This window comes from Nonomuraea sp. NPDC050394 (assembly GCF_044459065.1).
In the GTDB taxonomy this organism is placed as follows: domain Bacteria; phylum Actinomycetota; class Actinomycetes; order Streptosporangiales; family Streptosporangiaceae; genus Nonomuraea.
This window is the reverse complement of sequence record NZ_JBITIO010000023.1, coordinates 1-26,780: the sequence shown is the minus strand read 5'-3', so window position 1 is coordinate 26,780 and position 26,780 is coordinate 1. Positions and strand designations below refer to the sequence as shown.

Sequence of the window (26,780 nt, the reverse complement as noted above, 5' to 3'; positions counted from 1 at the left end):
GGTGATGAGGCGCTCGCGGTCGCCGGGAGCGGGGCCGCGACCACGATGCCGGACGTCCGCGGCGGCTCGAAGATGACGTCGCCGGGCCCGGTGGTCTTGCCGGCGGGAGGGTTTGGCGCGTGTGCGCGGGCACTCACGCTGAGGGCGCCCAGGCCCTCGCGTTGACACCGATGGCGGCGACGTCCCAGGTTTGGGTCATGGACGAGTTTCGCATGGCGCGGGTCTTTTCAGCCGTGACCGTTGTCCGGTTGTCTCTCCCCTTTGTGCTCTTAATCCCCGTATGGCTGGTATTCATTGCCTTGATTCCCGATCATCATCGAATCGGGCCGGTGCTCCTCGCGGCAGTGGCGACGGTGGTCTTACCCGGAGTGCGGCTGGCCAGATGGTGGCACCTGGCCGCTGCCACGGTCGTGCGCCTCTCCCCTGACAGCGTGGAGATGGAGGATCGGTACGGCTCGCGTGTGCACCTGGCATGGCGGCACGTTGAGCGCATCGACGTCGTGGAAAGCCGGATTCCCAGTCCGCGGACCATTACCAGGGCCGGCAGGATAGGCGTCCGAACCGGAGCCAGGCAATGCGTCGGCCTGGTCGGCTGGGGCGAATACGAGATCGCCCGCCACGCCCCCAGCTGGCTGCCGGCCCATCGGGCCCGGCTGCCCATCGATCCGGCATCGGGGCTGCGGAAGATCAGCATCCCCCTCGGTGCCGTCGATCCCCTGTGGGAACACGGCCCGATGGGTGACCGGATCCGTCGGTTCAGGCCTGATCTCTTCCAGCCGGCCGTCCGCTGATCGCGCCGCACGGAGACCTGAGGACACGTCCCGCCGGCAAGCATGTGGTCCATGATCTGGCCGGCCACCTTGTTCCATCCATGGGCCGTCCGGAGTCCCGGCCGTCGGCGCGCAGTACCCGCGAGGGTGACTTGATCTTCAGCTCGCGTTTGACGGTGGTCGACACGCTCTTGGCGATCTCCGCCATCAGCGCCTTGATCTCCTTCTCCTGGCTCTTCAGCCCGGCCAGGAAACCGCGCCCGGCGTCGTACAGGAAGTCGGCGCTGTCGCGGCCGAACTGGGTGGAGTTGGCGTTGACGCGCCGCTGCAGCGAATTGATCTCGCGCAGCATTGCGGCCGACGCCCGCGCCAGGGTGTCGGCGACCGCGCCGGACTGGTCGGGGCCGCCGGTGACGAGCTACTCGATCAGGCTCTTGTCCAAGCCGCGTTTCTGCAGCCGTTCCACGTCGGCCTCGAAGGCGTCGGTCGCGCGGAGCCGGTTGTGGAGCGCGGCAGCGATCCCTTCGGGGGTGGCGCGTTCGTCCTCGCTCAGCGTGGACAGGGCGGCTGTTGACCGGGCTCGGTCGGCCACGTCGGTCGCGGTCTGGGTGGCCTTCTCCAGGCTCGCGGCGATCCGGTCGCGTTCGGTGGCGAGCTTGGCCAGGGCCGTGTTCATCGTCTGCAGCCGCGGCACCAGGACGTTGTCGACCTTGGTGTTCGTCTTCTTCAGCGCGGCGCTGATCGACCGCTGCAGGCCCCGCAGTTGCCGGTTGATCTCGTCAGGGGTGGCGGCGCCCAGGTTGCGGACGAAGTCGCCGGACACGGTGCGCAGAAGGTCGGCGACCTTGTCCTTCACCCCTTGGACACCTTGCCGAGCTCGGCGTCGATTGGCCGCTGCGCGGCGCGCAGGCCGCGGGCGAGGTCTCGGCCGAGCAGCTCGCCCAGGTTGACGGCGACGGTCCGGCCAGACGAGCGGACCGACCCGCCGCTCGCGTACCGCGGCAGCAGGTCGAGATGTTTGCCGCCCACCATGCCGCCAGAGGCGAACCTGTTGGAATTGATGGCGCGAAGCAGGTCCTCGTACCGTCTGGTGGCTTTGGCGTTGACCACGAATTCGCCGCTGCTCAGCCTTGCCAGGATGCTGTCGCTGGTGCCGGTGCCGGGTCCGCGCAGCTTGCCGCCTGCGGCGAGCGCCGGGAAGGTGCGCCAGCCGAGCTCGTCGGCCTTGCGCCGGCCCGAGCCGTCACGCGGCCCATCCGCACTTCGACGTCGATGACCTGGCCCTGGGAATTGCGGATCACCCGCTGGATCGCCGCCCGCGCCGGCCCGACGTTGGCTCGCACGTTGACGGTCTTGCTCTTCAGCCCGTTGATGCTGTTGGCCAGGTCGTCCACCTTCGATGCGGCGGCCGCTGCCGACCCGCCTGCGCCCTGCGCCTCGATGGCGAGCTCGCCGACGTTACCCGCCGCGCCCTGGGCGCGGCGGTCCAGTACCCCTGCCTGCCGGGGGCGTCGCTCAACCCGGTCGCCGAGTCGCCCGCCCTTGCCCGGCGGTGCCGAGTGAGTCGCCCGCCTCGTCGGCCGCCCGCTTGGCGCCGGTCAGTGCCCCGCCGAGGTCGCGAATGAGGTCCCGGGCCTCCCTGCTCCGGCCCGCCAGGGCGAGGAGGGTGGGCAGTTGCCGGTCGTAGGCCGCCTTGGTCAAGTTGACGTTCTGGTTGGCGGTGAACTCGGCGTTGGCCTGGTCACGCAAGGTGCCGATGAGGTTCTGCAACGACGTACGGCGCGCCTGGGAGGACGCGTCCCCGTCCTGGAGGACTTTGTTCGCGGCGGCGACGGCGTCCCGGACGCGGGTCGTCGCGGTGAACAGCGCCAGGCTCGGGTTGATCGTCAGGTCGAACGCCGTCTGGAGCGCCTTGACCCGGTCGTACAGGTTGAGCGCCTCGTTCGCGGTGCCGGCGAAGGCGCTCTGGATGGCCAGCGTCGGGTTCTGCGCTGCCTGGACGGCCGCCTGGTAGGCGGCGAACTTCCCAGCCGCCGCCGCGGTCAGGTTCCCGCTCTCCACGATCCCCTTGGACAGGTCGACGCCGACGGCGTCGGCCAAGGCGATGGCCTGCTGCGTGGTGATGCCGTACGTCGAGGCGACCGCTTGCGCCCCAGCGTTGATGTTGGACAGCGCCCGGCGGTTGGCCTCCAGCGCCGCGTACGCCGCGGTGGTCTCGTCGTTGAGGCCGCGCTGCGCCAGAGCGCCCTGGGCGAGCGCGACCGTGTTCACGTTGAGATCCGCGTTCCGGTCCCGGATGGCCTGGCCGATCCGCTCCTGCACCGGCGCCACCTTCGCCGCCAGGATCCGGTTGGCGTTCTCGTAGCCGGCCACGTTGTTGCGGATGGCCAGGTTCTGCGCCTGGATCGAGTCGACCAGCTCGTCACCCTTCGTCTTGGCGGCGGCCAGCGACACGACCAGCACCCCGAGCGCGGCCGCCCCGGCAAGGTAGATGTTCGGCCCGGCGGAGGCCGCCGCGGTGAGCAGTTTCTGCGCGAGCGACGCGTTCTTCGTCTCCCTAACGAATGTTCTGGTGCGAGTCGCGGTCGATGACAGCACGTCGGACACCGCCGAGACAAGTCCCTTGAGCGCCACGGCGGTGACGACGAGCTGCAGTAGCTCGGGCAACAGCTCCGCGACCCCGCCGACAAGCTGCAGCACCCCGGACACCAGCCCGCCAACCACGGGGGCGAGCGGCGACAGCGCCTGGATGAAGCTTGCCGCCGCCGCGCCGCCCTCCTGGGCGATCGACACGATCCCGTCGATCGCGCCCGGCGGCGACGACTTCAGGAAGTCGAAGAACTGCTGGGCCTGGTCGGAGTCGAACCCGTCGCCGAGAGCGTTCACCGCGTCGGTCAGCGCGGTGGTCACCGACCGGCTGAGCGGCACCAGCTCCGGCAGCAGCTCCCTCGTCTCGGTGAGCGCCGCGTTGTAGAGGCGCAGCGTGTCCGGTGCCAGGGTCGCGGACAAGTCCTTGTACTCCTGGACCAGGGACTGGGTCGACACCGCAGCGATCTTCTGGTCCGTGGTCAGCGACTCCCATTCATCGCCCATCTCCGTCTGGGCTTTGATGACCTTGGCGATGGTCGGTACCGCCAGCGCTCCGAACGCGGCGACGCCGGCCCCGGCCTCGACGAACGTTGGGGCGAGCGCCGCTCCGGCGGCGATCGCCGAGATGATCGCCTGCCTGGTGAAGGAGAGCCCGCGGACCACCCGCTCGCTCGCCGGCGGCAGCTCGGCCAGGTTCCGTAGACCGCCACGGCCGCCCGCGCCGATGCCCCTGACGCTGTCGCCGAGCCGGTCGCTGGACTTCTTCGTCTTGTCCAGCTCGACGGCCGCCAATTTCGCGCCGTCCTCGACCGCCTCCAGCGCGGTCTCTCGGAGTCGACGCGGATGTTGCGGCGCCCAAGGTTCGCCGTCTGCCGCATGATGCCGTCGACGTGCCGGTAGATGTCGCCCTGCGGAGATCGCAACAGCCGTGTCAGGTTGGCGTCGTTGTTGCGGATCCGCACCCGAAACCTGGCCACCTACAGCTCCTCTCGGACGGCCGTCAGGCGGCGTCGTCGTAGTCGGGCACGCGCACCTCCAGCTCGACGTGCAGCCCATGCGGGAGGGGCGCCGCCTCGTGGTCAGCGCCCTCGTCGTCCACGAGCCTCATCCACCCTCCTCATAGGTCCCCTCGTCTGGTGCCGCGTCCGTCTGTGACGCGCCGGAGGTTTCGGAGCCGTGGTCGGCCAGCAGCGTCAGCTTGCCCTGATCGATCACCTTGCGGATGCAGGGCGAGTCGGCGATGGCCCGTTCCTCCGTGTCGCGGAAACCCAGCACCGGCACATTGGCCCTCACGGTCAGTAGTCCCATAAATCAAGCAAAGCAGCAGGGCCTGGGATCGCGGCGGACGCGGCCTGTCGTCTCGCCGTGTCGCTCAGGCATCGAGGCGACACTCATGCGTCCCGGCCGGTGCCGCCGATGGGCACTAAAGGGTGGCCCTCAGCGCAGGAAGACCATGGTCCACACCTCGATAGGAGGCGAGCATTCAAAGCGTAACCTGGCGAATCTATATTTCTTCTAGATACGCGAGTGAGATCGTGGATGTGAACCGCTTACATGCAGCGTCAAGCGAGTTGCTCACCGACTATCGACGTGGTGCCGCGTCAAGTGGAAACTCCACCTTTCCGATACACGCTTGACACCGCTTCCCGACTCGCTTTGTATTGCTCTTGTTCTGAACAGCGCGAGAAGGAGACCTATGCCCTGGCGAAGACTGGCCGTTCCCTTATCGTTACTCTTAGTGATCTCGCTTTCCAACGGCACTGCCGCACAAGCCGCTTCACAATCCGACCTTCTCCTGACGGGCTCGCTCGTCAGCGTTGAATTGCAGAGCAATGTGGGGCAGGGGTCTGTCCATGTCTACCTTCTTCCCGCTGGCACCGGCTCGGGGAACGAAACATCACTCGCGCACGATGTTGTCGATGCGTCTGGTCGGTTTAGCTTCGACGTGGGCGCCGAGAAGGCAGCAAGTGCACAACCGCCCAACAGCATGGGATGGCAGAATTTCATAGTCTTCGCGGCTCTATCCGGCGACAGATTCAGTGTTCAATACATATCCAGGCGACACGAGGCAGGCCGCTGGGTAACCCCCGACCGCAAACCTGCAGCCGAGTCGCCGACAACCCTCTCCGTGAGCCATGAAGCCATAGGAGCCCGCCCAGGAACCCGTCACGCTCGCCTTATGGGCGATTTGCTGAAGCAGCAGGCACCATCTGAGCTCACGGACGAGGTCACGCTCACCAGTGCGCCAACCGAAATCTACCGCAACACCATGACCCGTGTGGGGCGAGTAGAAGCATCACCCAATACTAAAGCATCGTTCAGCTATGGAAAAACCTCTGATTCCTCAATCGAGGTCGGAGTCAAGGGCGAGGCTGAACATCAATGGAAAGCGTCTGGTACCCATCACGTAGGGACCTCTGCTGGCTCTGAAGTAACCTACGTGCTCCAGGCAATCACCCCCCGGCCCAAATTTGGAGGCCACGCCGCCCACATCATGGCTGGATTCGACTATGGCGACTTCTTCAAATGCGTCAGCGGCTGGTACTGCTGGAGCGAGCGTTCGGCAATTGCATGGACTGGCGCCCTGCAGGGGAAATCTGACGACTGGCACGGCTGCAACTGGAACGACCCATGCGCCCCATACACAGTCTGCTACGACCCTGCGCACACGTATACAGCTACGAAGACGCAGGGCCAGAACAAGCGCTACACCGGCGCCGCGGAGATCGGTAATGCCACCACTGGTATGTTTACCGCCTCCGCCACGAGCGGATGGTCGGAAAACGTGAAAATCATCTGGGAGTACGACAGAACGCTCCCCGGGGCGTTGGGCTATCAGTGGTGCCTCTATGGCGAAAACGGCTGGTGGACAGACGCTGAAGAAATCTACCTGCAACTTGCACGATAGGGCCCAAGTAAGTGCTCACACGCAAGACATTGATTGCAGCAATCGTGTTGATTGCTGCAATCGCCTCTATCGCATTCGTCATCTGGCAAAGCAACAAAGCCGGCCCGCTGGCGTGGCCGTGCGAAAAGAACTGCGATAGGGCAAGCGGCAGAGTTACCGCGACGCTGGAAAGGGGAGAACGCCTGGACTGGGCCCACATCTTCCTTACCAACCGGTCCGAGAAGACAGCACAGATCGAAGCGATCCGCCTGCTCGCGGAGTCGGCTCGAATCACTGAAGCCAGAGTCGCAGGCCCCGGCCGCACGCTGGGGGGCGGGATTCTCCGCGCGGACAGCGATGTCACCGATTGGGGTGTTCAACTCTTGCCTGCGTACAAGGCAACAGTGCCGCCAGTCACGAGCGATCCTCAGCACAGGGGAGTTGTTCTCGTCTTGACCGTGACGTCGATGTCCGACTCCATTGCTGAAATTAACGGAGTCGAAGTCACTTATCGAACGGGAGGCACGGTCTATACGGATCGATTCCTGTCCGAGCTGATTATCTGTCCTCGCTCGCAGCTAAAGGCTCCGGAATGTCGCTAGCAGGAAGTGCCAACCCTCGAACACATAACGCGGCTTAAATAGAAGCTTAAGGATCTAATCGCCATGCGGCACTTAGTTGCCACTATTCTAGCTTTACTGGTCAGCCTCGGTAGCGTCATAGCCTCGGCGTCGCCTAGCCATGCTGGCTCGTACCGCCTAATCATCAACTATCACTGCACCGGAAGTCTGGCGGGCGCAAACGGCGTCGATCTCGAAGTGAGCGTTGGGACAGTAGAGCCCAAGCACTTCGTTGAGGGTACGCTTACTGCTGACTGGACACTCACGTACACCGGACTGACACGCTTCGGATCGCCAGGTTTTTACGCCGCTGGTAGCCAACTAGTCATCAAGGCCAAAGCCGATCTTACGCAAGCGTGGGATGGCATACTTTACGGAAGTGGAAGCAGCAGGCAGCATGCGAAAACACCTGGCGATCCCCTAACTCTTCCAACCGCCGTATCCGACTCCGCTTATCTATCACGAGCCGGTAGCGTGCGCATAGAGGCGCAGGATATAGAGCTTACCTTTCTGTCTCCGTTCGGAGAAGCCACGGGACACAACGCCACGTGCGTCAACAACGGCGCCACCATGTCCCTGTCGGTATTGGAAGAAACAAACTCTCCGCCCATCGCCCAATTTACACACACCTGTAACAATCAAACGATGACCTGTTCGTTCAATGCGGCAGGATCAGCAGACACAGACGGCAGCATCGCATCCTACGCCTGGAGCTTTGGGGATGGCTCGACCGGCACTGGCGTCAGCCCATCACGCAAGTACGCTGCGCCTGGCAGCTATCGCATACGTCTTACCGTGACCGACAACAAAGGCGCCGCATCCAGCTATACGCAAACCGTCTCCGTCAGTGGCAGCGATGGTGCGCCCATTGCGGACTTCCAGGTGTCATGCGACCAGCCCACTCGCTTTTGCGGATTCGATGCTTCGCAATCCGTAGACACAAACGGCACCATTGCCGCGTACTCCTGGAACTTCGGGGACGGCGCGAGTGGTAGCGGCAAGACTGCTTCGCACATCTACAGCTCCACGGGCACCTACAGCGTCACTCTAACCGTTCGGGACAATGACTCCCTCAATACCACCGCGACGAAGCAAGTGGTTCTTGGTCAACCAGGCAGCAACAAGCCTCCGACCGCGCGATTTGATTGGCTATGCTTCGCTGCGCCAGGATGTCGATTCGATGCCACCCCTTCAACAGATAGCGACGGCACTATCGTCGCCTATCAGTGGGACTTTGGAAACGGAGCAACGTCTGCTGAGAAGGTTGCCTTCTACAAGTATCCTGCCGCGGGCAGCTACATCGTTAAACTGACCGTGACCGATGACAAGGGTGCCCAGGCCACGTACACGCAACAAGCGACCATGCCAGGTCCATGAAGGTCACGCGTCAAGACACGCTCAGCGGCGTCTGTCAGGACCGCGCGTAGCGCTCGGTTAGTTCTTGTCCGATGCGGGCCAGTTCGTCACGGACGGAGCGGGGCTCGATCACGTCGACCATGGCGCCCCAGCCGGCCAGTTGTTCGGCGATCGCGCGTGGCATGTGGGCGGCCACGCGAGCGCGGACGCGGTCGCCGGGTTCGGTCGCGACGACTTCGCAGTGGCGTCCGAAGTGCGAGCGCAGCACGGGCAGGAACCTGGCGTCGATCAGCACCTCCGCGGTGACGAGCGAGCGTCTGCGCTCCATGTGCTCGACGGTGCGCGACCACTCCGCCGCCAGGTCGAACTCCTCCGGCCGCTCCGCGGGCAGGTCGGTGATCTCCGCCTCGGTGACGCGGTCGACGCGGAAGGTACGCCGGCCCGCGGGCGTGTCCGCGATGAGGTACCAGATGCCGTCCTTGTCGACCAGGCCCAGGGGATCCACGAGCCGCTCCCGCCCGGCGTAGGCCAGCCGTACCTTGACTCTGCGCACCACCGCGGCCTGCAAGGACTCGTGCGGGACGGGATGCTCCCGGTCCGCCTCACCCCAGCCGGCGGGGTCGGACACGACGGCCTGCGCGGCGGCCTCGGCGTCGGCCCGGAAGGTCGCCGGCAGGGCGCGGACGAGCTTGCGCAGGGCGGAGGTCAGCTCGGGGGTGGCCGTGCCGGCCCGGCCGAGTAGGAGGAACAGGGCGCGGGTCTCGGCCGCGTTCAGACCGGTGAGGTCGGTACGGGCGCCGCCGACGAGCGACCATCCGCCGCCCCGGCCCGGCTGGGGGTAGACCGGGATGCCCGCCGCCGACAACGACTCCAGGTCACGGCGGGCGGTGGCCACGGAGGTCTCCAGCTCCGTGGCCAGTTCCGCGGCGGTCACCCGGCCCCGGGCTTGAAGCAGCAGCAAGGCTGCCACGAGACGGTCGGCGCGCATGTCCTCATCTTCGCAAACAAAGTGCTCAATTGATGAGCACTTTAATGGAGATGATGGATACACGATCCGCGAGAAAGGGAAGCGCGCATGTTGCGAGGACTCACCACCACGTCGTTCTACTCACCCGACCTGGACGCGACCAAGAGCTGGTACACCGAGCTGTTCGGGATCGCGCCCTACATGGACACCCCGGCCTACCTGGAGTGGCGCATCGGCGACTACCAGCACGAGTTCGGCGTCATCCACAGCTCCTACGCCGACAGCGAGCTGGCCAGGACCCCGTCGCCTGAGGCGGTGGGCCGGCCGGCGGGCGCGGTGGTCTTCTGGCACGTCGACGATGTGCCCGCGGCACTGGAGCGGCTCGTGGCCATGGGAGCCAAGGAGCACGACGCACCCCGCGACCGCGGCACCGGCTTCATCACCGCCACCGTGATCGACCCGTGGGGCAACATCCTGGGCCTGATGTACAACCCGCACTACCTGGAGGTGCTGAGCTCCATGAAGAGCGAGTCGTGAAGATCTTCGCCGACGCCGCCGCATGGCGTGAGTGGCTGAGCGCCCACCACACCTCCGACACGGAGGTGTGGGTGGTGCTGGCCAAGAAGGGCACCACCGAGCCGACCAGCCTCACCTACGAGCAGGCCTTGCAGGAGGCGCTGTGCCATGGCTGGATCGACGGGCTCACCCGCGGGCGCGACGAGGCGACCTACACCCAGCGCTACACCCCACGCCGTCCGCGCAGTTCCTGGTCGCGGCCGAACATCGCGCGGGTGGCACGGCTGCGTCAGGAGGGCCGGATGCGCCCGGCCGGGCTCGCCGAGGTCGAGCGCGCCCAGGCGGACGGCCGCTGGCGGGAGTCTGACGTCCCCGCCTCGTAGAGCTCACCTGCCTGTCCCAGGGGCAGGCGTCCCCCTGCCTTCGTGATGAGGAGGGCTCCCGCGCGGTAGAACCACGACCGCGCGGGAGGGCGGTGGCGAGATCTTCTCCTCGGCGCGCGCCTACTTCCGTACGTGACGTTTCACCACCACGTCGCCGAACGTGGCCGAGGCGTGGATCTCCACGCTCTCCTCGGGCGGCGGCCACGCCGCCAGCAGGTTGCGCACGGCGCCGTAGGTGGAGTCGAGGCTGAGCCGGGCGCCGCTGCCCCTTCTGACGCCCACCTCGATCCGCCCCGAGGCCGTGAGCGTCACCGAGCCCCTGGCCACCTCGCCGATCCCGATGTCGCCGTCCCCGGTCGTGACCTCGACGTCGTCGTGGGCCCGCTCGACCACGATCCGGCCCCGGGCGGTCGTGACCCGCAGAGCGCCGGCGACCTCGCCGAGGCACAGGTCACCGTTCCGCATCATGATGACGGCCGGCCCCTCGACCGCGGCGACACACACCTCGCCCGAGCCGGACTCCACCTCGTGCCCGGCCGTCTGGCCGAGCCGGATCCCGCCGTGGCCGCTGTGGACCCTGGTCTCCCCGAGCCGGCCATGGCTGCGCACCCGGCCGGCCGACAGGTCGATCTCCAGGCCGGAGCCTTCGGGGAGCTGAATCTCCACCTCGACCGCGCCCCGGCGCGGTCCACGCACCCTCAGGTGACCGCCGGAGCACTCCACCTCGGTCAGACCGGCCGCGCTCACGTCGTCGTCGTCGGCCGGATCGAGCGGATTCACCCTGACCCGCGTGCCGGCGCGGCGCTCCGCCACGAGCCGGACCTCTCCCGCCACGAGGTCGACCGCGGCCTGGATGGGTTTCGGGGTGTCAAAGAAGTTCACACTGTGCACTTTAAGTTGACGGTGTACGCGCCGGCAATCACGAGGTGTACCCCCACGGTCGGGCCGAACCCCGCGCTCGGCTGTGCGGCGACCCGGTCCCGAGCGCCGATGCTGGCCCACTCGTGGGCCATGGGCCCTTGCCTGGCCGAATCCGTTGGCTCACGGCGGCTATCCCGCCCTCTCTCGCCATGACTACACACATGTGTAGTATGCTTTCTCGGCATATAGTAATTTGCATGACGGAATAGGGGATCAGTGGCCATGACCACACCCGCACCCGACTCGAAAGACCTGACCGCCCGCGCCAGAATCAGGGACGCGGCCCTGCGGCACTTCGGCGAGCACGGGTTCGAGCGCACCACCATCAAGGAGATCGCCGACACCGCAGGCGTGTCCGCAGGGCTGGTCCGCCACCACTTCGGCTCCAAACAGGCACTGCGCGAGGAGTGCGACGCCTACCTCGCCAAGATGCTCCGCCGGCTCAACGACCAGGCCAGGGCCGGCGACATGAGCTCCGCCGACGTCAACTACGTCGCGCTCAGCCGGGCGGTCCTGGGGTCCTACCAGCCGTACCTGGCGCGTGCCCTGACCGAGGGCTGGGCCGCGCCCGTCTTCGACGGCATGGTCGAGATGGGCGAGCAATGGCTGGCCGAAGCCGAACGCGACCGCCTCGACCCCCCGCTCGCCGACCGCCGGGTACGCGCGGCGCTCGGGGTGGCGATGGCGCTGGCCGTACCGATTCTGCATCGGCAGTTGTCGCGCAACATCGGCATCGACATCTTCAGCCCCGAAGGCGACGACCTGCTCGCCCGTGCCCTGCTCGACATCCGCTCGCACCCGATGCTCACCCCGGAGCAGGCCGCCGCCGCCGTCAACGCCCTCGACAAGCATCGTGGCAACCCACCCCCGCGTGAGCGCGTGGCCGCACTCCGATCCCACGACGATGAAGAGGAAGAAGATGACTGACGCCGTCATGGTGGCCGGGCTGGTCAAGACGTTCGGCTCCACCCGGGCGCTGGACGGCCTCGACCTCGTCGTCCGCGCCGGCGAGGTGCACGGCTTCCTCGGGCCGAACGGCGCGGGCAAGAGCACCACGATCCGGATCCTGCTGGGCCTGGTCCGGGCGGACGCCGGGGACATCGGGCTCCTGGGCGGCGACCCCTGGACCGAGGCGACGACGCTGCACCGCCGGCTGGCGTACGTGCCCGGTGACGTCACGCTCTGGCCGCACCTGTCCGGCGGCGAGGTCATCGATCTGCTCGGCGAACTGCGCGGCGGCCTCAACCCCAAGCGCCGCGGCGAGCTGATCGAACGCTTCGACCTCGACCCGCACAAGAAGTGCCGCGCCTACTCCAAAGGCAACCGGCAGAAGGTCGCCCTCGTCGCCGCGCTGGCCGGTGACGCCCAGCTGCTCATCCTGGACGAACCCACCTCCGGGCTGGACCCGCTCATGGAGGAGGTCTTCCGCGAGGCCGTACGGGAGGAGAAGGCCCGTGGCGACCGCACCGTGCTGCTGTCCAGCCACATCCTGAGCGAGGTCGAGACTCTGTGCGACCGCGTGACCATCATCCGCGACGGGCGCACGGTCGACACCGGTACGCTGGCCGACCTGCGGCACCTGACCCGCACCAGCATCCAGGCCGAGCTGGCCGGTCCACCGGACGGGCTGGCGGACCTGCCCGGCGTGCACGACCTGCGCACCGACGGCGCCCACGTCGCCTTCGAGGTCGACGCGCCCGCGCTGGACAACGCGTTGCGCCACCTCACCCGGGCGGGCGTGCGCGGCCTGGTCAGCCAGCCGCCCACGCTGGAGGAACTGTTCCTGCGGCACTACGACCGGACCGGAGCCCACAGGTGAGCGCGCTGACCGGCACCGGCCGGCTCACCCGCCTGGCGCTGCGCCGCGAACGGGTCATCGCCCCCTGGTGGGTGCTGCTCGTCGCGGCCCTGGGCCTGATCATGGTCAACTACATCAACACCCGCATGGGCACCCACGCGCTCAAGGTCGAATACACCGAGACCATCAGTCGCAACGCCTTCCTGCACGCGCTCGGTGGCGGCACCGTCGAACCCCGGCTGGAGGTGCTCGCCACCTGGCGCAGCGGCGGATTCCTGTATGTGTTCACCGCGTTCGCCGCCGTCATGTCCGTCGTCCGGCACACCCGCGGGGAAGAGGACAGCGGGCGCGCGGAACTCGTCGGCTCGACCGTGGTCGGCCGCCGCGCCCCGCTGACCGCCGCCATCCTGGTGGCGGCGGGTGTCAGCGTGGCCTGCGGGCTCGCCGTCGCCGTCGTGCTGATCGGGATCGGGTTCGAGCCGGTCGGCTCACTCGCCTACGCGGCCGCCGTGGCGGCGGCCGGCTGGGTGTTCGGCGCCATCGCCGCCGTCGCCGCGCAGCTCGCCCGCAACGCCCGGACCGCCACCACGATCGGCCTGTCCGTCCTGGCCGTGTCGTACGTGATGCGCTACGCGGGCGACGCCACCGGGCAGCACTTTCTGATCAACCTGTCACCGATCGGCTGGAGCCACCTGGTGCGGCCGTACCAGGACGAAAGGTGGTGGATGCTCGGCCTGTCGGTCCTGGTCGGCGCCGCACTCCTGGCGCTCGCCTACCGGCTGCTCGACCGGCGCGACCTGGGCGCCGGCATCCTGCCCGAACGCCTCGGGCCCGCCGGTACCACACGCCTGCGCGGGCCGATCAGCATCGCCTGGCGGCTGCACCGTTCGCTGCTGTTGGCGTGGGCGGTCGGGGTCGCCTTCTTCGCCGCCGCCGGCGCGGGGTTGAGTCCCTTCGTCCGTGACCTGCTCGCGCGGCCGAGCGTTGTCACCGACGGCATCATCAAGATGCTCGGCATGCCGGCCGTGGCCATCGGCGGCTACTCCTGGTACCTGATCCTCATCCTGGCCTACGTCATCGCGCTGTATCCGGTGCTCATGACGCTGCGGCTGCGCGAGGAGGAGACCTCGGGGCGGGCGGAAGCCGTCCAGGCCACGCCGATGACCCGGCTGCGCTGGGCCGGCGGGCACCTGATCGTGGCGGGGCTCGGCACGGCGGCGCTGATGGCGGTGGCCGGGCTCGTCTTCGGCACGCTCTACTCCGTGCTCGTGGGCGATCTGTCCACCGACCTGCCCAGATTTCTGGGGGGCGCGCTGGGCGTTGTGCCGGCGGCATGGTGCGTCGCGGCGGTCTGCGTGCTCGCCTACGGCCTGCTTCCCCGGGCCGGCACCGCGATCTGCTGGATCGCCTGGCTCCTGACCGCCGCGCTCGGCCAGGTCGCCGGGCCGCTGTACGGGCTGTGGGGCGGCAGCCCTCTGGAGCCGTTCCACTACGTTTCCAACCCCTTCGGCGGCCAGCCGTTCAACGTGGGCCCCCAAGCCGCCCTGCTCATCATCACGGCGATTCTGCTGTACGGCGGGCTGCGCACCCTGCGCCGCCGGGACTTCGGACAGTGAGGTTGACCATGGTCGAGTTCGCCAAGAAGTACGACGTCCCGCACCAGCTCTTCTGGCTCCGCGGCTCGATCCACCAAGCCGCCGGTCGAGTACGACCCCGCGACCGAGTCGTGGAACGTCCGCGGTTACCAGGAGGCGTTGGACATCTTCGGTGACCCGGTGGCGTTCTCCTCCGACACCATTCGGCTCATCCCCGAGGAGCTCACCTCCGAGGGGACGGCCCACCTGGACGGCTTCATCACCCAGATGGGCCTCCGCCACGCCGCGGGCGGCCGCCTCCAGGTCGTCGCGGTGCAGGCCGCAGTGCAGCAGCCGCCACAGGTAGGGGGCGATCGGGGCGCCGGCGAGGGCGAGGGTGCCGACGGCGGCGCGGGCCGCCGGGGACAGGGACTCCAGCCAGGCGGCCGCCACCCGCCGCGCGATGGGCAGGCCGGGCCGCGGGTCGGCGCCGTGCTGCGGCCCCGGTGCCGTCGCCACCGGGATCGCCGCGAGCACGCGCAAGGCGTTCGCCGAACCGGCCGCGGGCCTGTCCACGGCCCGGGACCGGGTCGAACGGCTCGCGGCGAAGGTCGAGGCCACCCTCGCCCGGTACGGCGTGACCCCCGGCCATGTCGGCGAGCTCGTGGTGGAGGCCATCCGCGAGGACCGGCTCTACGTGCACACCGACCGCGCGGGGATCGGCCTCATCGAGGCGCGCACCCAGGCGTTGCTGGACGCCATGCCCGTGGCCGGCGGCCAGGGCGGCGACTTCGCGGACTTCCGCGCGTCGATCCGGGCCGAGAACCCCTGAGAACGGCAGGATCACAGCTCCAGCGTGCCCGAGGTCGTGAACGACCCGGCCGAGGGCATGGATGGCGGCGGTGCGCCAGATCAGGGCGTACCGGAGGGCGGGCGCCGGCCTCACCACCACCGTCGAAGCCGAGTTCTGCCCAGTCCGGCGAACCGGCGGGACGCTCAGGGTGTCCGGCCGTGCGCGCGGGCCTCGAAGTCGCGTTGGGCATCGCCGCGCAGGCTGCCGAGGTGGTGTCCGGCCGCTGCGTCGAGTTCGGCCTCCATCACGGCTTTGGCCTGGGCTGCCATGGCTTCGGCCGCGTGCACGGCCGCGACCACCGCGTCCGCCAGGGTGACGCTGTCGTACCTGCGCTTGCTCAGGGCGCTGATGTCGAGCGACAGCAACGATCCCGCCGCGTCCACCGTCGCCACGACGCCTCCGTCCGCGGAGGTGGCGGTGAAGGTCCGCGCGATCCAGCTCTCGACGATGGGGTCGATCTTCGCGGAGGCGGCCGCGAGCTGTTCGGCGGACGTCCGTGGTTCCCACATCTCGTCCATGTTCACTCCTGGCGCAGCACGGCGTCGAAGTACGGTTGCAGCACGTCCTGTCCGGCCGGGGGCCGGCCACCGGACAGGGCGGTCATCGCCTTCTCCAGTCCCTCTCCCATCGCCGCGCGGGCGGCCAGGATGGCCTGGAGAACGGCCGGGCCCAGGTCGGAGTGGCCGAGGTCGCGCATCGCCCTGGGGTCGATGGTCACGCGGAGCAGGCGTCCCGTGCCCGAGACCGTGGCCGCCACCAGGCCCGTGTCGTCGACGCCGGTCAGCCGCTCTTCGGCGAGTTCGCGCAGCGCGCCGGCGAACGCGTCGACCCATCCTTCGAAGTCGCGGATGAGCCCGGCGAGGTCGCCGTCTCTGCCTTCCTGGAAGGCGTTGCCGTGGGTCATTTCGGCTCCGCCTCGGAGGCGGGCCGCCAGTGCCGGGGGTCCTCGATGTCCGGGTGTACGTTGAGGTCCCGGGCTCCCATGCCCGGCCGGCCCGCGTTGTAGAAGATGCCGCGTACTTCGTGGAGCTTGAGTTCGAGATCCATGAGGGTGCTCTCGTGTGTGTTGTACACGTCGGCGAACTGCTTGAGCAGGTTGCCGGCCGCGGTGAGGAAGACGCCGGCCTGCGTCATCAGGGCGACCCTGCCGACCGGATGGCCGCTCATGGCCATCAGCGCCTTGAAGACCGGCGCGGAGGTGGCCCACAGCGCGCCGACCGACGCGTCGTACTCGTACACCTCCTTGTATTGGCTGTTCATGGCTTCGGTCATGTCCTTGGCGAGGCTGCCGAGCTGGTCGAACATGCCGATCAGCTTGAACCTGAGGTACTGCTGGAACGTCTCGACCGCGTGGCCCGTCCAGTTGCCGGAGATCTCGCTGAAGTAGGTGATCCAGTCGTCCCAGGCGCTGCCCTTGAGGGTGCCGTGCAGTTCCTTCCACGTTTCCCGGCGGTCGCGGTAGAGGAAGGGATTGCCGAGGTTCAGGACGGTCGCCACGACCAGCGCCCCTCCCGCCGCGCCGGCGCCGGACATCGCCAGCCCGAGCCGGATCGGCTGGTTGTGATTGCGGACCTGGGTGACCAGATTCTTGAAGAATCCGGGGTCACTGCGCTGCCCGAAGGTGACGGTCCGCTGGATCTTGCCGTCGGGGCCGTACACGTGCATCTGGCGTGGGCCGGGCGGAGGCATCTCGCCCGGGAGGTTCAGGTTGGCGGGAGGAGGTGTCATGGGGTCGGCTTCCGGGGATCGCTCTGCTCGATGGTGGCCACGGTCCGCTCGTTGGTGGCGCGATAGTTCCGGGCGACCTTCATCAGCTTGTGGCCGTCCTCTTTCAGCACCTCGCGCAGGATTCCCGCGCAGTCCGCCCAAGAGTCGGCGATGGTGTTCAGCCTGTTGACGAACATCAGCCCGATCATCGGGACACCGGCCACGGGTGCGAGCCGCCATCCCTCGAACCTGGGGGTGGCACTCTGGATGACGCCGACCATGTCGGCCGTGGAGTTCATCACCTCGGCGAACGACACGATCGAGTCGCTACGGAACCCCACACCGCCCTTGTCCCGTGCGGGCTCGGCCGCCTCGCGCCCGGCGGCGTCCGGAGCGTGGCCATCCCGCAGGCTCGGCGGGAGGCACCCAGAGGACGGGCACTTCGGAGTGTGCGGGCATGGGCTGAGCCCGGCGGACGGTGCGTCCGCCGAGGGACTCGACGACAGCTCCGGATCTGTCGGCTCTGCAACGGAGTCGTCGGACAATCTGCTCACCTTTCTGGACCGGGCGGGCCGCCGGTCACGGTCATCTCGGGCACACCACACCCGCGGGTCTCACGGCCGGAGCGGCAGCGGGCCCGGCGGGGCTCAGCCTGGATATCAACCGCCGCCACGGCCGGGAAGATCCGCGCACGGATCGCACAGAAATCCCGCACGGCACGCGCGTGGTCGGGCACCCGCCGCGGCCGCCGCGTGGTTTCGATGGGGTACGGCGGGCGGGAGTTCTACGCGGTCCGACCGGGTGGCGCCGGTAGGCGCGGGGGGGTGATGCCGAAGGCGCGGCGGAAGGCGTGGGTGAAGGCGGACGGGCTGGCGAACCCCCAGCGCAGGGCGATCGCCTGGATGGGCTGGTTGGAGCGGGCCGGGTCGGTGCGGCAGCGTTCCGGGCGGCGGCGCCGTATCAGCGCGGCGACACCCTCCTCCCGGCCGTGATCCAGCGCCGTCTGCTCCAGCGCGGGCAGCTCTTGCGGGGCGCATTCGGCGGCAGGGGTGCGCAGGCAGGTGAGGAACTGCCGGAACAGGGCGCCCAGGCCCTGCCGGGTGATGAATCTGCTGCCCAGCGCCGCGTCCAGCCGGTTGGCAGGAAGAGTGATCATCGTGCGGCGGATCAGCCGCATGGTCCGCCAGAGCTGGTGGCCCGCGGCGATGTGCCGGGAAAGGCTGACCTGTCCCAGACTGAGCATGGCCGAGTGGACGCGGAACCTCGTCCGTGGAACCCCGCGACCACACGACGAATCCTCCTCCTGTCATACGGACGATGCCTGAAAGGGCCCTGCTCTCGAACCGGGACAGACCGGGGAGAACCCGGCTCAAGCCCGGTCCGAGGACTCCAGCGACACGGGCCGAGGTGCCAGGGGGACGGCCGCCAGCTCGGCGAAGGCGCCCGGGGTGGGGAGCGGGTCGGCGGGAAGGGCCAGAAGGACGGTGCGCCCAACCGGCGGCTCCAGCGGGACGGCGTGCACGCCGGGACTATGGGCGGGAAGGGACAGCTCGGGGATGACGCTCACGCCGAGCCCCTCGGCGACCATGGCCAGGATGCTGTTGGTGTCGCGTACCCGGTAGTGGCAGCGCAGGCTGACCTCCGCCGCCCGGGCGACCTTCGTGATCAGGGGCTCGCAGCCACCCGTGGACATGATGAACGGGCGCCGGGCCAGCTCGGCCATCGTCACGGAGTCACGGACGGCCAGGTCGTGCCCGCTGGGCAGGACGGCCAGCATGCGGTCGGCCGCGAGCGTCCGCGTCATCGTTCCGGCGGGCAACGGGATCCCGGCCGAGACCGTCACGACGTCCGCCGCGCCCGTCTCCAGCCATTCCAGCACCTCGTGGTCCGAGCCCTCCATGACGGTGAGCCGCACCTGCGGGCAGGCGTCCTCGAAGCGGCGCAGGATCGGCGGCAGCAGGCGGACGTTGGCGCTGGGGATGGTGCCGACGCGCAGGCTGCCGCGTTCGCGGACCCCGGCGACCTCCTGCTCCAGCGCCTCCATCTGGGTGAGGATGAGCGTGGCGCGGCGGCACACGGCCCGTCCGGTCGCGGTGAGGCTCACCCCGTGGTTGCCGCGCACCAGCAGGGCGACGCCGAGTTCGCTCTCCAGCGTACGCAGGGCGTGGCTGATGGCGGACTGCGTGATGGACAGTTCCCCGGCGGCCCGGGTCATGTTGCCGGTACGCGCGACCGCCTGCAGGATCCTCAGCTGGGTGAAGGTCACAGGGCCGCCCGCAGCAAGCCGACGACCAGCGGGTGCGGCGCCTCAGGACGCGAGCGGGCCTGCGGCACGAACAACGTCGCCACGTAGTAGGGGTGGCCGGGGAGCTCCAGCACGCGGGCCTCGCCGTCGTCGTCGACCCCGGTGACCGAGAAGCCGCCGTCGTGCACGATCCGCTGCCGCGCGGGGTCGAGGCCGAAGTTGCAGTAGTACCGCTCCTCGACCTCGGTCCGCCCGTACCCGGCGGCGACCCGGGAGCCGGGGCTCAGGGTGACGGGCATGGTCCTGCCCACCAGCGAGCAGGCCATCGACGAGATGAAGAGCGTGGAGGCGTAGGGATCGTACTCGGCATGCTGGGCATCCTCGTAGCCGAGTACGTGGCGGGCGTACTCGATGATCATGTGCTGGCAGCCGCCGCAGGTGCCGAGGGTGGGCACGTGGTGCTGCCGGCCGTACCGGAGTGCTTCGAGGGCGCCGCGCAGACTCCGGTACGGGCTGCCGGGCGCGCACCACAGCACGTCGGCGGCCTTGACCTCGGCAAGGTCGGTTTCGAGCGGCTGCGTGTCGAGCCAGCGCACGTCCACGCCGACGCCCAGGTACGCGGCCGCGTGCGCCAGCGCGCCATCGGTGGCCTGGTGCGGGGGAAATTCCGGGTCGCGATCGCCGATGACCGCGACCCGCAGAGTTCGGTCCATGACCCTCATGGTGCGGGCTATCCAGCTCTGAGCGCCAATGCGGGACCACTCGTGGGCCATGAACGATCACTCATGTCTAGCGGGAGTAGTTCTTGGGGCTCCCGCATCGCCGCCCGGCGGAGAAGTCCTGACAGACGGTGATCTTGATCCGGCAGACAGGAGTTCAGCAACTTTTCCACATCGGTCACACCATCAGGTCGATCCACGGGCGGAAAGCGCTGTGCGCGGAGTCGCGGCAAGGGCCGCGCGGCTGTCGATTCACGGCCCCCGGCGGTCGCCGGTACCGGCCGCCACGGCACGCCACCTGCGTACGAGCCGGCGGCAGGCGTGTTTCAGCTCCGGCGGCGTCACCTGATCCAGATCGGCGTCGAAGGTGGCCAGGATGCCGGCGACACCCGCCCACGACCACGCACCGATCGTGAGGCGGCAGTGATCGGGGCCCAGGTGCTCGACCACCGATCCGCCCGGCGCCCAGCGTGCGACGGTTTCGGCGGGCAGGTTCAGGCGCGCGGTCCCGGTGCACGGCCACGTGGCGGGGGTGTCGCCGCGGTCATGGCTGGTCATGACGAAGCGCGCGACGTCGCCGCCGGGGAGATCTCTGGGCGGGAAGGGAACACCGGTGGGGGAGCGCAGGTACAGGCGGTCGAGGCGGCGAACCCGCCAGTGGCCGTCGGCGAGGTCGTAGGCGACGAGGTACCACCGCCCGGCCCAGAGCACCAGGTGGTGGGGCTCGATCCGGCGAGCGGGGGAGAAGTCGTCCTCGCCCGGTGCCGGGCGGGTGCCGTCGGCCCTCACCATGTCGACGATCAGGACGTGGCGGTGGCGTACCGCGATTCCCGCGGCCCTCAGCCGTTCCGAGCCGATCGGATCGGCCGGGAACTCCCAATAGTTCTGCAGGCTGGTCAGGTTCAGTGACTCCATGGCCGTTCTGAGCCTGGCCGGCATGATGCGTTTCAGCGCGTCCAGCGCCCGTTCGGCGTCCTCGCCGAGTCCGAAGACGCTGCTGGGCGCGGTCTGCAGGGCCACCGTGATCGCGAGCGCCTGCTCGTCGTCGAGCAGCAGCGGCGGCAGCGCGTGCCCGGCGCCCAGCCGGTATCCGCCGCCCGGGCCGTGGACGGTGGTGACGGGATAGTCGAGCGCCCGCAGGGTCTCGATGTCGCGGCGGACGGTGCGCTCGCTGACGTCCAGCCGCGAGGCGAGCTCACCCAGCGGCCAGCATCGAGCCGTCGTGAGCAGCGACAGCAGCCGCAGCGCACGTCGTGAGGTTTCGGCCATGAGAACCATCCTGCACCGGTAGTGGACATTCGATGTCCACTACCGATGGCACTGTCTCCGTCGACACCTGTTCGGACAAGCAGCAAGGAGAAGGATGCGCATCATCGTCATCGGGGGCGGCATCGGCGGATTGGCGCTGGCCGCGGGTCTACGCCGGCACGGGTTCGACGTGGCGGTCTTCGAGCGTGACACCGACGTCACGGCAACAGGGGGCTACCACATCACCCTCGACGGCCGGGCGCAGGCGGCCCTGCGCCGGCTCGTACCGCCGGAGATCGTCGAACGACTGCTGGCCTCGGCATCGGCGCTCAGGCTCCGCGACCCGGACGCGTTCTGGGACTGGCACGGACGCCTCCTCGGCCACGGGCCGCGGCTGGCCGGCAGTCCGAGCGTGGACATCGACCGCATCACGTTGCGGACCTTGCTGGCCGACGCGGTCGGCGACGATCTTCATCTGGGGCAGACCGTCACCGGCGTCGGGCACGCCGGCGACGGCACGCCGCAGGTCGTTCTCGCGGACGGGACCACGCGGCAGTGCGACCTGCTGGTGGGCGCGGACGGTGCCCACTCGCTGGTCGCCCGGCACCTCGCCGGAGGCCCCACGAACAGGCCCGTCGGGATCATCGGCTTCTCCGGCAGGACGGCGGCCGAGGACCTGAGCCCGCCGGAGCGCAAGCGCCTCGGGCCGCGGTCGGGGATGGTGATCGCGCCTCGGGGCGCGGCGCTGTACGTCGGCTTCCTCGATCCGGTGGGCAATGCCGTACTCGACGCCCCTCACCTGCGCGCCTCGGTCACGACCGGCCCCACCTACATCTGGGGCGCGATGTTTCCCGAGTCCGGCGAGACCGGCTCGGTACGCGGTCTGCGCGAGGACGAGCTGCGGGACGCCCTGCTGGCCAGGTTCCGCCGCCACGGGTGGGGCGAGGGCCCGCTCGAGGTCATCGCCAAGGCCGACGCGGGCAGCATCGCCGCGTTCCGGTTCAACGCCGCCTCGACACGGGCGCAGGACCTCGCTCCCTGGCCCGCCGGACGCATCACCGCCTTGGGCGACGCCGTTCACGCCACCCCGCCGACGGCCGGCATGGGAGCGGGCGCCGCGATCCGCGACGCCGCAGGCCTGTACGCGCAGCTGTGCGAGGTCGCCGCCGGGACCAGCACCCTCCCCGTCGCCGTCAGCCGGTTCGAGGCGGACATGCGTGTGCGTGGCGCGGAGATCCTCGGCCTGGCCATGCGGACGGTCCGCTGGATTCTGGCCACCGACACGCCGCTGGGCGCGGCCGTCACCGCCGCGGCGACCCCCATGATCGCGGCGGCCGGCCGGCTCAGGCGCCTGCGCTGAGGCGGCACACGCCGTCGCGGAGCCCTTCGCGATCGCCTTCCGGCCGCGCGGTTCCTCCGGCCTGACTCGCAGTACGGCATCGCCACCAACACGTGCCGGTGTGCCGACACGCTCGGGCAGGACGCGGCGGGAGAGGGGCCCCTACGGCACGCCCCTGGAAACCGCCCCCCGGCCGTCTCCCCGGCGGCCGGGGGCGAGCCTCCGCAGGCATGCCGGCGCGTGTCGCCGGCGCTCATCTCAGAGAGGTCAACCTGGCGATCTTGAGCCCCAGGTGCAGGGTGAGCCGGTCGTCTCCGCTGGACAGATCGACCGAGGCGATCTCCTCGATCCTGCGCAGCCTGTAGTAGAGGCTGGCACGGTGGATGCACAGGCTCGCCGCGGTCCGCTTGATGTCGCCGGCATGGTCGAGGAACGTCTCCAGCGTGGTGACCAGCGCGTCGTGACCGGCGTCGTGGTCGAGCAGCCGGCGCAGGCCGGGGTGGAGACTGTGTCCGAGGCGCTCGGTGGGCAGTTCGGCCAGCAGGCCGTAGACACCGAGGTTGGAGTGCGAGACGACGGGGCCGAGGACGCGGATGATCCGGGCCACGTCGGCGGCCTGCCTGGCCTCGGCATGGGAGCGGTGCGCGCCGGTCAGGCCCGGCTGATGCCCGCCGATGCCGACCCAGCACTCCTGCGGGGTCCTGCCGCTCTCGGCGGCCAGTCGCCGGTGGAGTGCGGCGGCCAGGTCGTCGATCTCGGCCGTGACGGGGACGGGCTGGACGAGGATCAGGATGCCATGGTCGGGGCGTTCCAGATGGATGCTCGTGCGCGGGGGCAGACGGCGGCGTGCGTGGTCGAGGCCGGCCGTCAGGGCGAGCCGGTCCCGTTCGCCGAGCGGCCGGCTCTGGTCATGCGTGATCGTCGCCACCAGTGCGCGCACCGGACCGGCCGTGATCAGTTCCTCCTCGATCAATCGTTGCGCGGCGTCATCGCGCAGCCGTGGGTCGGCCGAGATCAGATCGCGTACCAGCTCGCGTTCGCGGCCGCGGCTGAGCTCGCCGATCAGGTATTCCCGGTGCAGCGTGAGCGCGGCGCTCTCGGCGGCCTGCCGTACGGCGGCGAGATCTTTGTCCTTGACCGGACCGTCCGACCCCAGCAACCAGAGAAAGCCCAGAAGCGACCGCTCATGGCGGACGGCCATGCCGACGCGAGCCACGTCGAGCCCGAGTTCGGGCATGGCCGGCACGGTGAACAGGCCCTGGGCCGCCAGCGCGCCGCTGGCATGGATGTGGGCCACCACCTCGGGGGAGACGCGCCGGCGCATGATCGACTCGACGCGGGCCGAGTCGACCTCGCCGGTGTGCGCGGTGTAGGCGAGCAGGCGGATGCTCACGTCGTCGAGCGCCACCGACCGGCCCAGGCGGGCGCCGAGGCTGTCGACCAGTCGCTGGAGCTCCGATGCCATGGGCACCAGGCTACGCGGGGGTCATGTCCAGCTCCCGCATGAGGAAGGCCGGCAGTTCGGCGGCGCGGCCGGTCACCTCCGCGCCGTCCGGCGCGGCGTGGCCGGCGCCCTTCCACACTCGCAGCAGGACGGGAAGTCCCGAGGTGCTCGCCGGCCCGAGCCTGGCGGTGAACAGCCGGCCGTGGAAGGGCCGGCAACCCAGGTCATGCTCGCCGAACGCCCGCAGGATGGCCGGGTACGCGGTCTCCGGCCTGCGCCGGCAATCGATGAACGGTCGGGCCGGGACGGCGGCGGCCGGGTGTGCGGGGCGCGAGGTCGCCTCCGGGTGGGGTCAGCCGCCGGCGACCCAGTCCATGTGCTCGATCCAGTGCTCGAGCAGCGCCCGGTCCCCGTGCACCTCCAGCGCGGGAGCCGCGTCCAGGGGCCGGCGTCGGCTGATCACGAGCAGGAGGTCGGCGGCCGGGCCGCGTACCGCGACGTCCGCCTTGGCGTGTGTGTGCTCCAGCACGACCATGTCCGGTTCCCGGCGGGCCACCCACTCCCCGGGCGCGTCGGTCGCGTGGAAGTGCAGAGTCTGACCGCTGCCGCGCATCGCATCGGAGAAGCCGGGCCTGTTCTCCCAGTAGCCGCGGGACGTCAGCGTTGTCAGCCAGTCCTCGAGGGCCGCGACGGCCAGCTCCGGCTCCAGCTCGTACGGCAGGCCGAGCGCGGCGGCCGCGTCCGCGCGATGCACGCACACCTCGCCCAGGAGCCGGCGTGACCAGAACGTCACACCCGCGGCGGCGCCCGACGGATCCCACACCGGCGTGTCATCGTCGACCGACGCGAACGCCCGGCTCGCCTCGGCCGCGCAGTCGCTCAGCCAGGCGCGCCACTGGCCCGAATCGGCCGGACCCGGAACGTAGCCGGCGAACGCCTCGCTCGGCTCGGTCATCCGCTCGCCCACGAGCATGGTGACCATACGCTGTACGCTGCCGACGTGGTCGACAAGGTCGGTCAGCGTCCACTCCGGACAGGTCGGCACCGGGGCCGCCGCATCCCTGTCATGCACCCAGTCGGCGAACGTGCTCGTCTGCTCGACGACGGCCTTCAGGTACGCGGGCGTGTCCATCGCCGCACCTCCAAGTACGGTTGTGGTGTTCATGGAGCGGATAGGGCGCCAACGGCGCAGGAGCCGGGGTCAGGTGATCTCGGCGAGGAGTTTGGGGACGGCCGCCTGGAGCTGGGCGGCGATCGACTCGACGGCGCCGGCCCCGATGCGCCCCTCCGGGCCCGAGACCGAGATCGCCGAGAGCGTCGGTGCCCCGGTGACCGGTACGGCCAGGCAGCGTACGCCAGGCTCCTGCTCCGCGTCGTCCACGCAGTAACCGCGCTGCCTGATCTCGGAGAGTTCGACCATGAGCCGGTCCGGGTCGGTGATGGTGTTGGGGGTCTGGGCCGGCATGCCGGCGCGTTCGACGAGGGCGCGGGCGTCCTCGGGCGGGAGCTGGGCGAGCAGGGCCTTGCCCACTCCGGTGCAGTGGAGGTAGACGCGCCGGCCGACCTCGGTGAACATGCGCACGGAGTGGGTGGAGGGCACCTGGGCGACGTAGACGGCGCGGTCGCCGTCCATGACCGCCATGTTGGCCGTCTCGCCGACGGCGGCGACGAGGTCGGTCAGGACGGGCCGGGCCCAGGTGGCGAACATGCTGGAGGCGCTCTCACCGAGCCGGATCAGCCGGGGCCCCAGCGCGTAGCCGCGGGAGGGGAGCTGGCGGACGTAGCCCGACCCCACCAGGGTCCTGATGATCCGGTGGATGGTCGGCAGCGGCAGGCCCGAGAGCGTGGAAAGGCGGCTGAGCTGCAGCTCGCCGCCCGCTTCCGCCATCAGCTCCAGTATCGCGAAAGCCCGTTCCAGCGATTGCACGCCGTTGGCCGAGCGTGGTGCCGACATGTCCACAGTCTCCGGAGGCAGGTGGCGTTTTCTACCATACGGAAGAGTACATCCTCCGCAGGGCCACCATGCGTCAGGGCCAGCTGGGTGCGAGGAAGATCAGCCAGGTGAGCAGGGGCGCGATGACGATCATGCTGAATCCCCAGCGCATGAGTCCGCGGAAGACGTAGTCGCGCTCGGTTTCCTGGGAGTTGGCGACGACGAGGGCGCCGCTGGTGGAGAAGGGTGAGGAGTCGACGACCGAGGATGACACCGACAGGGCGATGACCAGGGCGACGGCGCCGATGTCTCCGGTCAGCAGGAACGGCACCGCCAGGGGGATGAGGGCGCCCAGGATGCCGGTGGTGGAGGCGAAGGCGGAGACCGCGGCGCCGATGAGGCAGATGAGCAGGCCGGCCAGCAGCGGGATGCCGATGGTGGCGACCTTGCCGCCGAGGAAGTCGATGGTGCCGACTCGTTCCATGAGGCTCACGTAGGTGACGATCCCGCAGATGAGCAGGACGGTCGGCCAGGCGATCTGGCCGATGGCGTCCTTGGCGCCCTTGGGTGAGACCAGGGAGAGCACGACGGCGACGGTGATGGCGGTGAAGCCGACGTCGAGGCCGAAGAACAGGGCGCCGCCGGCCAGGACGAGCAGGCCGGTGAGGGTCAGCAGGCGCTCCTTGTTGAGCAGGACCACCTCGGCGACCGGTGGGGCCAGGACGGCGGTGCCGCCCGAGCCCGAGCCCGAGCCCGAGCCCGAGCCCGAGCCCGAACCCGGGGCCAAGCCCGAGGCCGGGGCCGGGCCGTCTTCCAGCTGGTTTTCGATGAGTGGTTCCCCGGTGCGGCGCAGCAGTTCGCGGCCGCCGAACAGGAGGAAGACGACGGCGGACAGGACGAGGTTGAAGGCG

Annotated in this window: 31 protein-coding genes; 11 read left to right on the top strand and 20 right to left on the bottom strand. The window is 69.3% G+C overall.

The genetic code is table 11. The features are described 5' to 3' along the window. The first annotated feature begins 197 nt into the window (after nt 1–197). Nucleotides 198–791 (top strand): hypothetical protein, encoded by a 594-nt coding sequence (locus ACIBKY_RS49780; RefSeq protein ID WP_397108779.1) that lies wholly within the window; start codon nt 198–200, stop codon nt 789–791. Here the strand turns inward: ACIBKY_RS49780 and ACIBKY_RS49775 are convergent. The 6 genes from ACIBKY_RS49775 to ACIBKY_RS49750 form a co-directional block, all read right to left on the bottom strand. Further along, nucleotides 757–1,122 (bottom strand): hypothetical protein, encoded by a 366-nt coding sequence (locus tag ACIBKY_RS49775; protein ID WP_397108777.1) that lies wholly within the window; start codon nt 1,120–1,122, stop codon nt 757–759. The genes ACIBKY_RS49780 and ACIBKY_RS49775 overlap by 35 nt on opposite strands. Before the next feature lie 66 nt (nt 1,123–1,188). After that, nucleotides 1,189–1,626, bottom strand: coding sequence for a hypothetical protein (locus ACIBKY_RS49770; RefSeq protein WP_397108775.1), 438 nt, complete (start codon nt 1,624–1,626; stop codon nt 1,189–1,191). Then, the gene (locus ACIBKY_RS49765) at nt 1,623–1,880 is read right to left on the bottom strand and encodes a hypothetical protein (protein ID WP_397108773.1); all 258 of its coding nucleotides are present in this window, start codon (nt 1,878–1,880) and stop codon (nt 1,623–1,625) included. Before ACIBKY_RS49765 ends, ACIBKY_RS49770 begins: the two co-directional genes overlap by 4 nt. 14 nt (nt 1,881–1,894) lie before the next feature. Further along, nucleotides 1,895–2,164 (bottom strand): hypothetical protein, encoded by a 270-nt coding sequence (locus tag ACIBKY_RS49760; RefSeq protein WP_397108771.1) that lies wholly within the window; start codon nt 2,162–2,164, stop codon nt 1,895–1,897. Between the two features lie 121 nt (nt 2,165–2,285). Then, nucleotides 2,286–4,151 (bottom strand): hypothetical protein, encoded by a 1,866-nt coding sequence (locus ACIBKY_RS49755; protein ID WP_397108769.1) that lies wholly within the window; start codon nt 4,149–4,151, stop codon nt 2,286–2,288. 312 nt (nt 4,152–4,463) lie between these two features. Beyond that, the gene (locus tag ACIBKY_RS49750) at nt 4,464–4,667 is read right to left on the bottom strand and encodes a hypothetical protein (protein ID WP_397108767.1); all 204 of its coding nucleotides are present in this window, start codon (nt 4,665–4,667) and stop codon (nt 4,464–4,466) included. Between the two features lie 430 nt (nt 4,668–5,097). Between ACIBKY_RS49750 and ACIBKY_RS49745 the strand changes: the two genes are divergently transcribed. The 3 genes from ACIBKY_RS49745 to ACIBKY_RS49735 all read left to right on the top strand — a co-directional run bounded on the left by ACIBKY_RS49745 (nt 5,098) and on the right by ACIBKY_RS49735 (nt 8,243). Beyond that, nucleotides 5,098–6,267, top strand: a complete 1,170-nt coding sequence (locus ACIBKY_RS49745; protein ID WP_397108765.1) for a hypothetical protein — start codon at nt 5,098–5,100, stop codon at nt 6,265–6,267. Nucleotides 6,268–6,278: 11 nt separating this feature from the next. Further along, entirely contained in the window at nt 6,279–6,848 is a 570-nt protein-coding gene (locus tag ACIBKY_RS49740) for a hypothetical protein (protein WP_397108763.1), read from the top strand. 63 nt (nt 6,849–6,911) lie between these two features. Then, nucleotides 6,912–8,243 carry a PKD domain-containing protein gene (locus tag ACIBKY_RS49735; RefSeq protein WP_397108761.1) on the top strand — a complete coding sequence of 444 codons (1,332 nt, stop codon included), beginning with the start codon at nt 6,912–6,914 and terminating at the stop codon, nt 8,241–8,243. Between the two features lie 34 nt (nt 8,244–8,277). Here ACIBKY_RS49735 and ACIBKY_RS49730 read toward each other — a convergent pair whose 3' ends face one another. Beyond that, nucleotides 8,278–9,210 (bottom strand): helix-turn-helix transcriptional regulator, encoded by a 933-nt coding sequence (locus ACIBKY_RS49730; protein WP_397108759.1) that lies wholly within the window; start codon nt 9,208–9,210, stop codon nt 8,278–8,280. Between the two features lie 87 nt (nt 9,211–9,297). Between ACIBKY_RS49730 and ACIBKY_RS49725 the strand changes: the two genes are divergently transcribed. Then, nucleotides 9,298–9,726, top strand: coding sequence for a VOC family protein (locus tag ACIBKY_RS49725; RefSeq protein WP_397108757.1), 429 nt, complete (start codon nt 9,298–9,300; stop codon nt 9,724–9,726). After that, the gene (locus ACIBKY_RS49720; RefSeq protein WP_397108755.1) at nt 9,723–10,088 is read left to right on the top strand and encodes a YdeI family protein; all 366 of its coding nucleotides are present in this window, start codon (nt 9,723–9,725) and stop codon (nt 10,086–10,088) included. Before ACIBKY_RS49725 ends, ACIBKY_RS49720 begins: the two co-directional genes overlap by 4 nt. A 120-nt stretch (nt 10,089–10,208) precedes the next feature. On the opposite strand, the gene ACIBKY_RS49715 is transcribed toward ACIBKY_RS49720, so the two are convergent. Next, on the bottom strand, nt 10,209–10,970 hold the full coding sequence (locus ACIBKY_RS49715) for a hypothetical protein (RefSeq protein WP_397108753.1): 762 nt from the start codon (nt 10,968–10,970) through the stop codon (nt 10,209–10,211). A 261-nt stretch (nt 10,971–11,231) separates the two neighbouring features. Between ACIBKY_RS49715 and ACIBKY_RS49710 the strand changes: the two genes are divergently transcribed. From ACIBKY_RS49710 to ACIBKY_RS49695, 4 genes are all read left to right on the top strand, one after another. Beyond that, nucleotides 11,232–11,936 carry a TetR/AcrR family transcriptional regulator gene (locus ACIBKY_RS49710; protein ID WP_397108751.1) on the top strand — a complete coding sequence of 235 codons (705 nt, stop codon included), beginning with the start codon at nt 11,232–11,234 and terminating at the stop codon, nt 11,934–11,936. After that, nucleotides 11,929–12,828 carry an ATP-binding cassette domain-containing protein gene (locus tag ACIBKY_RS49705; RefSeq protein ID WP_397108749.1) on the top strand — a complete coding sequence of 300 codons (900 nt, stop codon included), beginning with the start codon at nt 11,929–11,931 and terminating at the stop codon, nt 12,826–12,828. The genes ACIBKY_RS49710 and ACIBKY_RS49705 overlap by 8 nt, the downstream gene beginning before the upstream one ends. Next, nucleotides 12,825–14,423, top strand: coding sequence for an ABC transporter permease (locus ACIBKY_RS49700; RefSeq protein WP_397108747.1), 1,599 nt, complete (start codon nt 12,825–12,827; stop codon nt 14,421–14,423). The genes ACIBKY_RS49705 and ACIBKY_RS49700 overlap by 4 nt, the downstream gene beginning before the upstream one ends. A 355-nt stretch (nt 14,424–14,778) precedes the next feature. Next, nucleotides 14,779–15,213: a hypothetical protein gene (locus tag ACIBKY_RS49695; protein WP_397108746.1), complete on the top strand. Its 435-nt coding sequence runs from the start codon at nt 14,779–14,781 to the stop codon at nt 15,211–15,213. A gap of 164 nt (nt 15,214–15,377) precedes the next feature. Here ACIBKY_RS49695 and ACIBKY_RS49690 read toward each other — a convergent pair whose 3' ends face one another. The 8 genes from ACIBKY_RS49690 to ACIBKY_RS49655 form a co-directional block, all read right to left on the bottom strand. After that, nucleotides 15,378–15,752 (bottom strand): YbaB/EbfC family nucleoid-associated protein, encoded by a 375-nt coding sequence (locus ACIBKY_RS49690; protein WP_397108744.1) that lies wholly within the window; start codon nt 15,750–15,752, stop codon nt 15,378–15,380. 2 nt (nt 15,753–15,754) lie between these two features. Beyond that, the gene (locus tag ACIBKY_RS49685) at nt 15,755–16,138 is read right to left on the bottom strand and encodes a YbaB/EbfC family nucleoid-associated protein (RefSeq protein WP_397108742.1); all 384 of its coding nucleotides are present in this window, start codon (nt 16,136–16,138) and stop codon (nt 15,755–15,757) included. Next, nucleotides 16,135–16,962, bottom strand: coding sequence for a hypothetical protein (locus ACIBKY_RS49680; protein ID WP_397108740.1), 828 nt, complete (start codon nt 16,960–16,962; stop codon nt 16,135–16,137). The genes ACIBKY_RS49685 and ACIBKY_RS49680 overlap by 4 nt, the downstream gene beginning before the upstream one ends. After that, nucleotides 16,959–17,282 carry a hypothetical protein gene (locus ACIBKY_RS49675; protein ID WP_397108738.1) on the bottom strand — a complete coding sequence of 108 codons (324 nt, stop codon included), beginning with the start codon at nt 17,280–17,282 and terminating at the stop codon, nt 16,959–16,961. The genes ACIBKY_RS49680 and ACIBKY_RS49675 overlap by 4 nt, the downstream gene beginning before the upstream one ends. 443 nt (nt 17,283–17,725) lie before the next feature. Continuing rightward, nucleotides 17,726–18,184 (bottom strand): helix-turn-helix domain-containing protein, encoded by a 459-nt coding sequence (locus ACIBKY_RS49670; protein WP_397108736.1) that lies wholly within the window; start codon nt 18,182–18,184, stop codon nt 17,726–17,728. A 126-nt stretch (nt 18,185–18,310) separates the two neighbouring features. Next, a complete protein-coding gene (locus ACIBKY_RS49665; RefSeq protein ID WP_397108735.1) occupies nt 18,311–19,207 on the bottom strand; it encodes a LysR family transcriptional regulator in 897 nt (298 codons plus the stop codon). After that, a complete protein-coding gene (locus ACIBKY_RS49660) occupies nt 19,204–19,899 on the bottom strand; it encodes a hypothetical protein (RefSeq protein WP_397108733.1) in 696 nt (231 codons plus the stop codon). The genes ACIBKY_RS49665 and ACIBKY_RS49660 overlap by 4 nt, the downstream gene beginning before the upstream one ends. Nucleotides 19,900–20,157: 258 nt before the next feature. Further along, nucleotides 20,158–21,174 (bottom strand): helix-turn-helix transcriptional regulator, encoded by a 1,017-nt coding sequence (locus ACIBKY_RS49655; protein WP_397108731.1) that lies wholly within the window; start codon nt 21,172–21,174, stop codon nt 20,158–20,160. A 94-nt stretch (nt 21,175–21,268) separates the two neighbouring features. Here ACIBKY_RS49655 and ACIBKY_RS49650 point away from each other — a divergent pair, with 94 nt between their 5' ends. Then, complete coding sequence (locus ACIBKY_RS49650; RefSeq protein WP_397108729.1) at nt 21,269–22,513, top strand: FAD-dependent oxidoreductase; 1,245 nt, start codon at nt 21,269–21,271, stop codon at nt 22,511–22,513. Nucleotides 22,514–22,745: 232 nt separating this feature from the next. Here the strand turns inward: ACIBKY_RS49650 and ACIBKY_RS49645 are convergent, their stop codons facing one another. The 4 genes from ACIBKY_RS49645 to ACIBKY_RS49630 all read right to left on the bottom strand — a co-directional run. Continuing rightward, nucleotides 22,746–23,957 carry a PucR family transcriptional regulator gene (locus ACIBKY_RS49645; protein WP_397108728.1) on the bottom strand — a complete coding sequence of 404 codons (1,212 nt, stop codon included), beginning with the start codon at nt 23,955–23,957 and terminating at the stop codon, nt 22,746–22,748. Between the two features lie 331 nt (nt 23,958–24,288). Beyond that, on the bottom strand, nt 24,289–25,068 hold the full coding sequence (locus ACIBKY_RS49640; protein ID WP_397108726.1) for a maleylpyruvate isomerase family mycothiol-dependent enzyme: 780 nt from the start codon (nt 25,066–25,068) through the stop codon (nt 24,289–24,291). Between the two features lie 69 nt (nt 25,069–25,137). Continuing rightward, nucleotides 25,138–25,890, bottom strand: a complete 753-nt coding sequence (locus ACIBKY_RS49635; RefSeq protein WP_397108724.1) for an IclR family transcriptional regulator — start codon at nt 25,888–25,890, stop codon at nt 25,138–25,140. A gap of 73 nt (nt 25,891–25,963) precedes the next feature. Next, nucleotides 25,964–26,780 (bottom strand): SLC13 family permease (locus tag ACIBKY_RS49630; RefSeq protein WP_397108723.1); only part of this gene is annotated, 817 nt, incomplete at its 5' end.

Coding starts and splice junctions, on each gene's coding strand:
- ACIBKY_RS49780 (WP_397108779.1), top strand. CDS start 198: ATGGACGAGTTTCGCATGGCGCGGGTCTTTTCAGCCGTGACCGTTGTC.
- ACIBKY_RS49775 (WP_397108777.1), bottom strand. CDS start 1,122: ATGCTGCGCGAGATCAATTCGCTGCAGCGGCGCGTCAACGCCAACTCC.
- ACIBKY_RS49750 (WP_397108767.1), bottom strand. CDS start 4,667: ATGGGACTACTGACCGTGAGGGCCAATGTGCCGGTGCTGGGTTTCCGC.
- ACIBKY_RS49735 (WP_397108761.1), top strand. CDS start 6,912: ATGCGGCACTTAGTTGCCACTATTCTAGCTTTACTGGTCAGCCTCGGT.
- ACIBKY_RS49730 (WP_397108759.1), bottom strand. CDS start 9,210: ATGCGCGCCGACCGTCTCGTGGCAGCCTTGCTGCTGCTTCAAGCCCGG.
- ACIBKY_RS49725 (WP_397108757.1), top strand. CDS start 9,298: ATGTTGCGAGGACTCACCACCACGTCGTTCTACTCACCCGACCTGGAC.
- ACIBKY_RS49710 (WP_397108751.1), top strand. CDS start 11,232: ATGACCACACCCGCACCCGACTCGAAAGACCTGACCGCCCGCGCCAGA.
- ACIBKY_RS49705 (WP_397108749.1), top strand. CDS start 11,929: ATGACTGACGCCGTCATGGTGGCCGGGCTGGTCAAGACGTTCGGCTCC.
- ACIBKY_RS49690 (WP_397108744.1), bottom strand. CDS start 15,752: ATGGACGAGATGTGGGAACCACGGACGTCCGCCGAACAGCTCGCGGCC.
- ACIBKY_RS49685 (WP_397108742.1), bottom strand. CDS start 16,138: ATGACCCACGGCAACGCCTTCCAGGAAGGCAGAGACGGCGACCTCGCC.
- ACIBKY_RS49680 (WP_397108740.1), bottom strand. CDS start 16,962: ATGACACCTCCTCCCGCCAACCTGAACCTCCCGGGCGAGATGCCTCCG.
- ACIBKY_RS49670 (WP_397108736.1), bottom strand. CDS start 18,184: ATGCTCAGTCTGGGACAGGTCAGCCTTTCCCGGCACATCGCCGCGGGC.
- ACIBKY_RS49660 (WP_397108733.1), bottom strand. CDS start 19,899: ATGGACCGAACTCTGCGGGTCGCGGTCATCGGCGATCGCGACCCGGAA.
- ACIBKY_RS49655 (WP_397108731.1), bottom strand. CDS start 21,174: ATGGCCGAAACCTCACGACGTGCGCTGCGGCTGCTGTCGCTGCTCACG.
- ACIBKY_RS49650 (WP_397108729.1), top strand. CDS start 21,269: ATGCGCATCATCGTCATCGGGGGCGGCATCGGCGGATTGGCGCTGGCC.
- ACIBKY_RS49645 (WP_397108728.1), bottom strand. CDS start 23,957: ATGGCATCGGAGCTCCAGCGACTGGTCGACAGCCTCGGCGCCCGCCTG.
- ACIBKY_RS49640 (WP_397108726.1), bottom strand. CDS start 25,068: ATGGACACGCCCGCGTACCTGAAGGCCGTCGTCGAGCAGACGAGCACG.
- ACIBKY_RS49635 (WP_397108724.1), bottom strand. CDS start 25,890: ATGTCGGCACCACGCTCGGCCAACGGCGTGCAATCGCTGGAACGGGCT.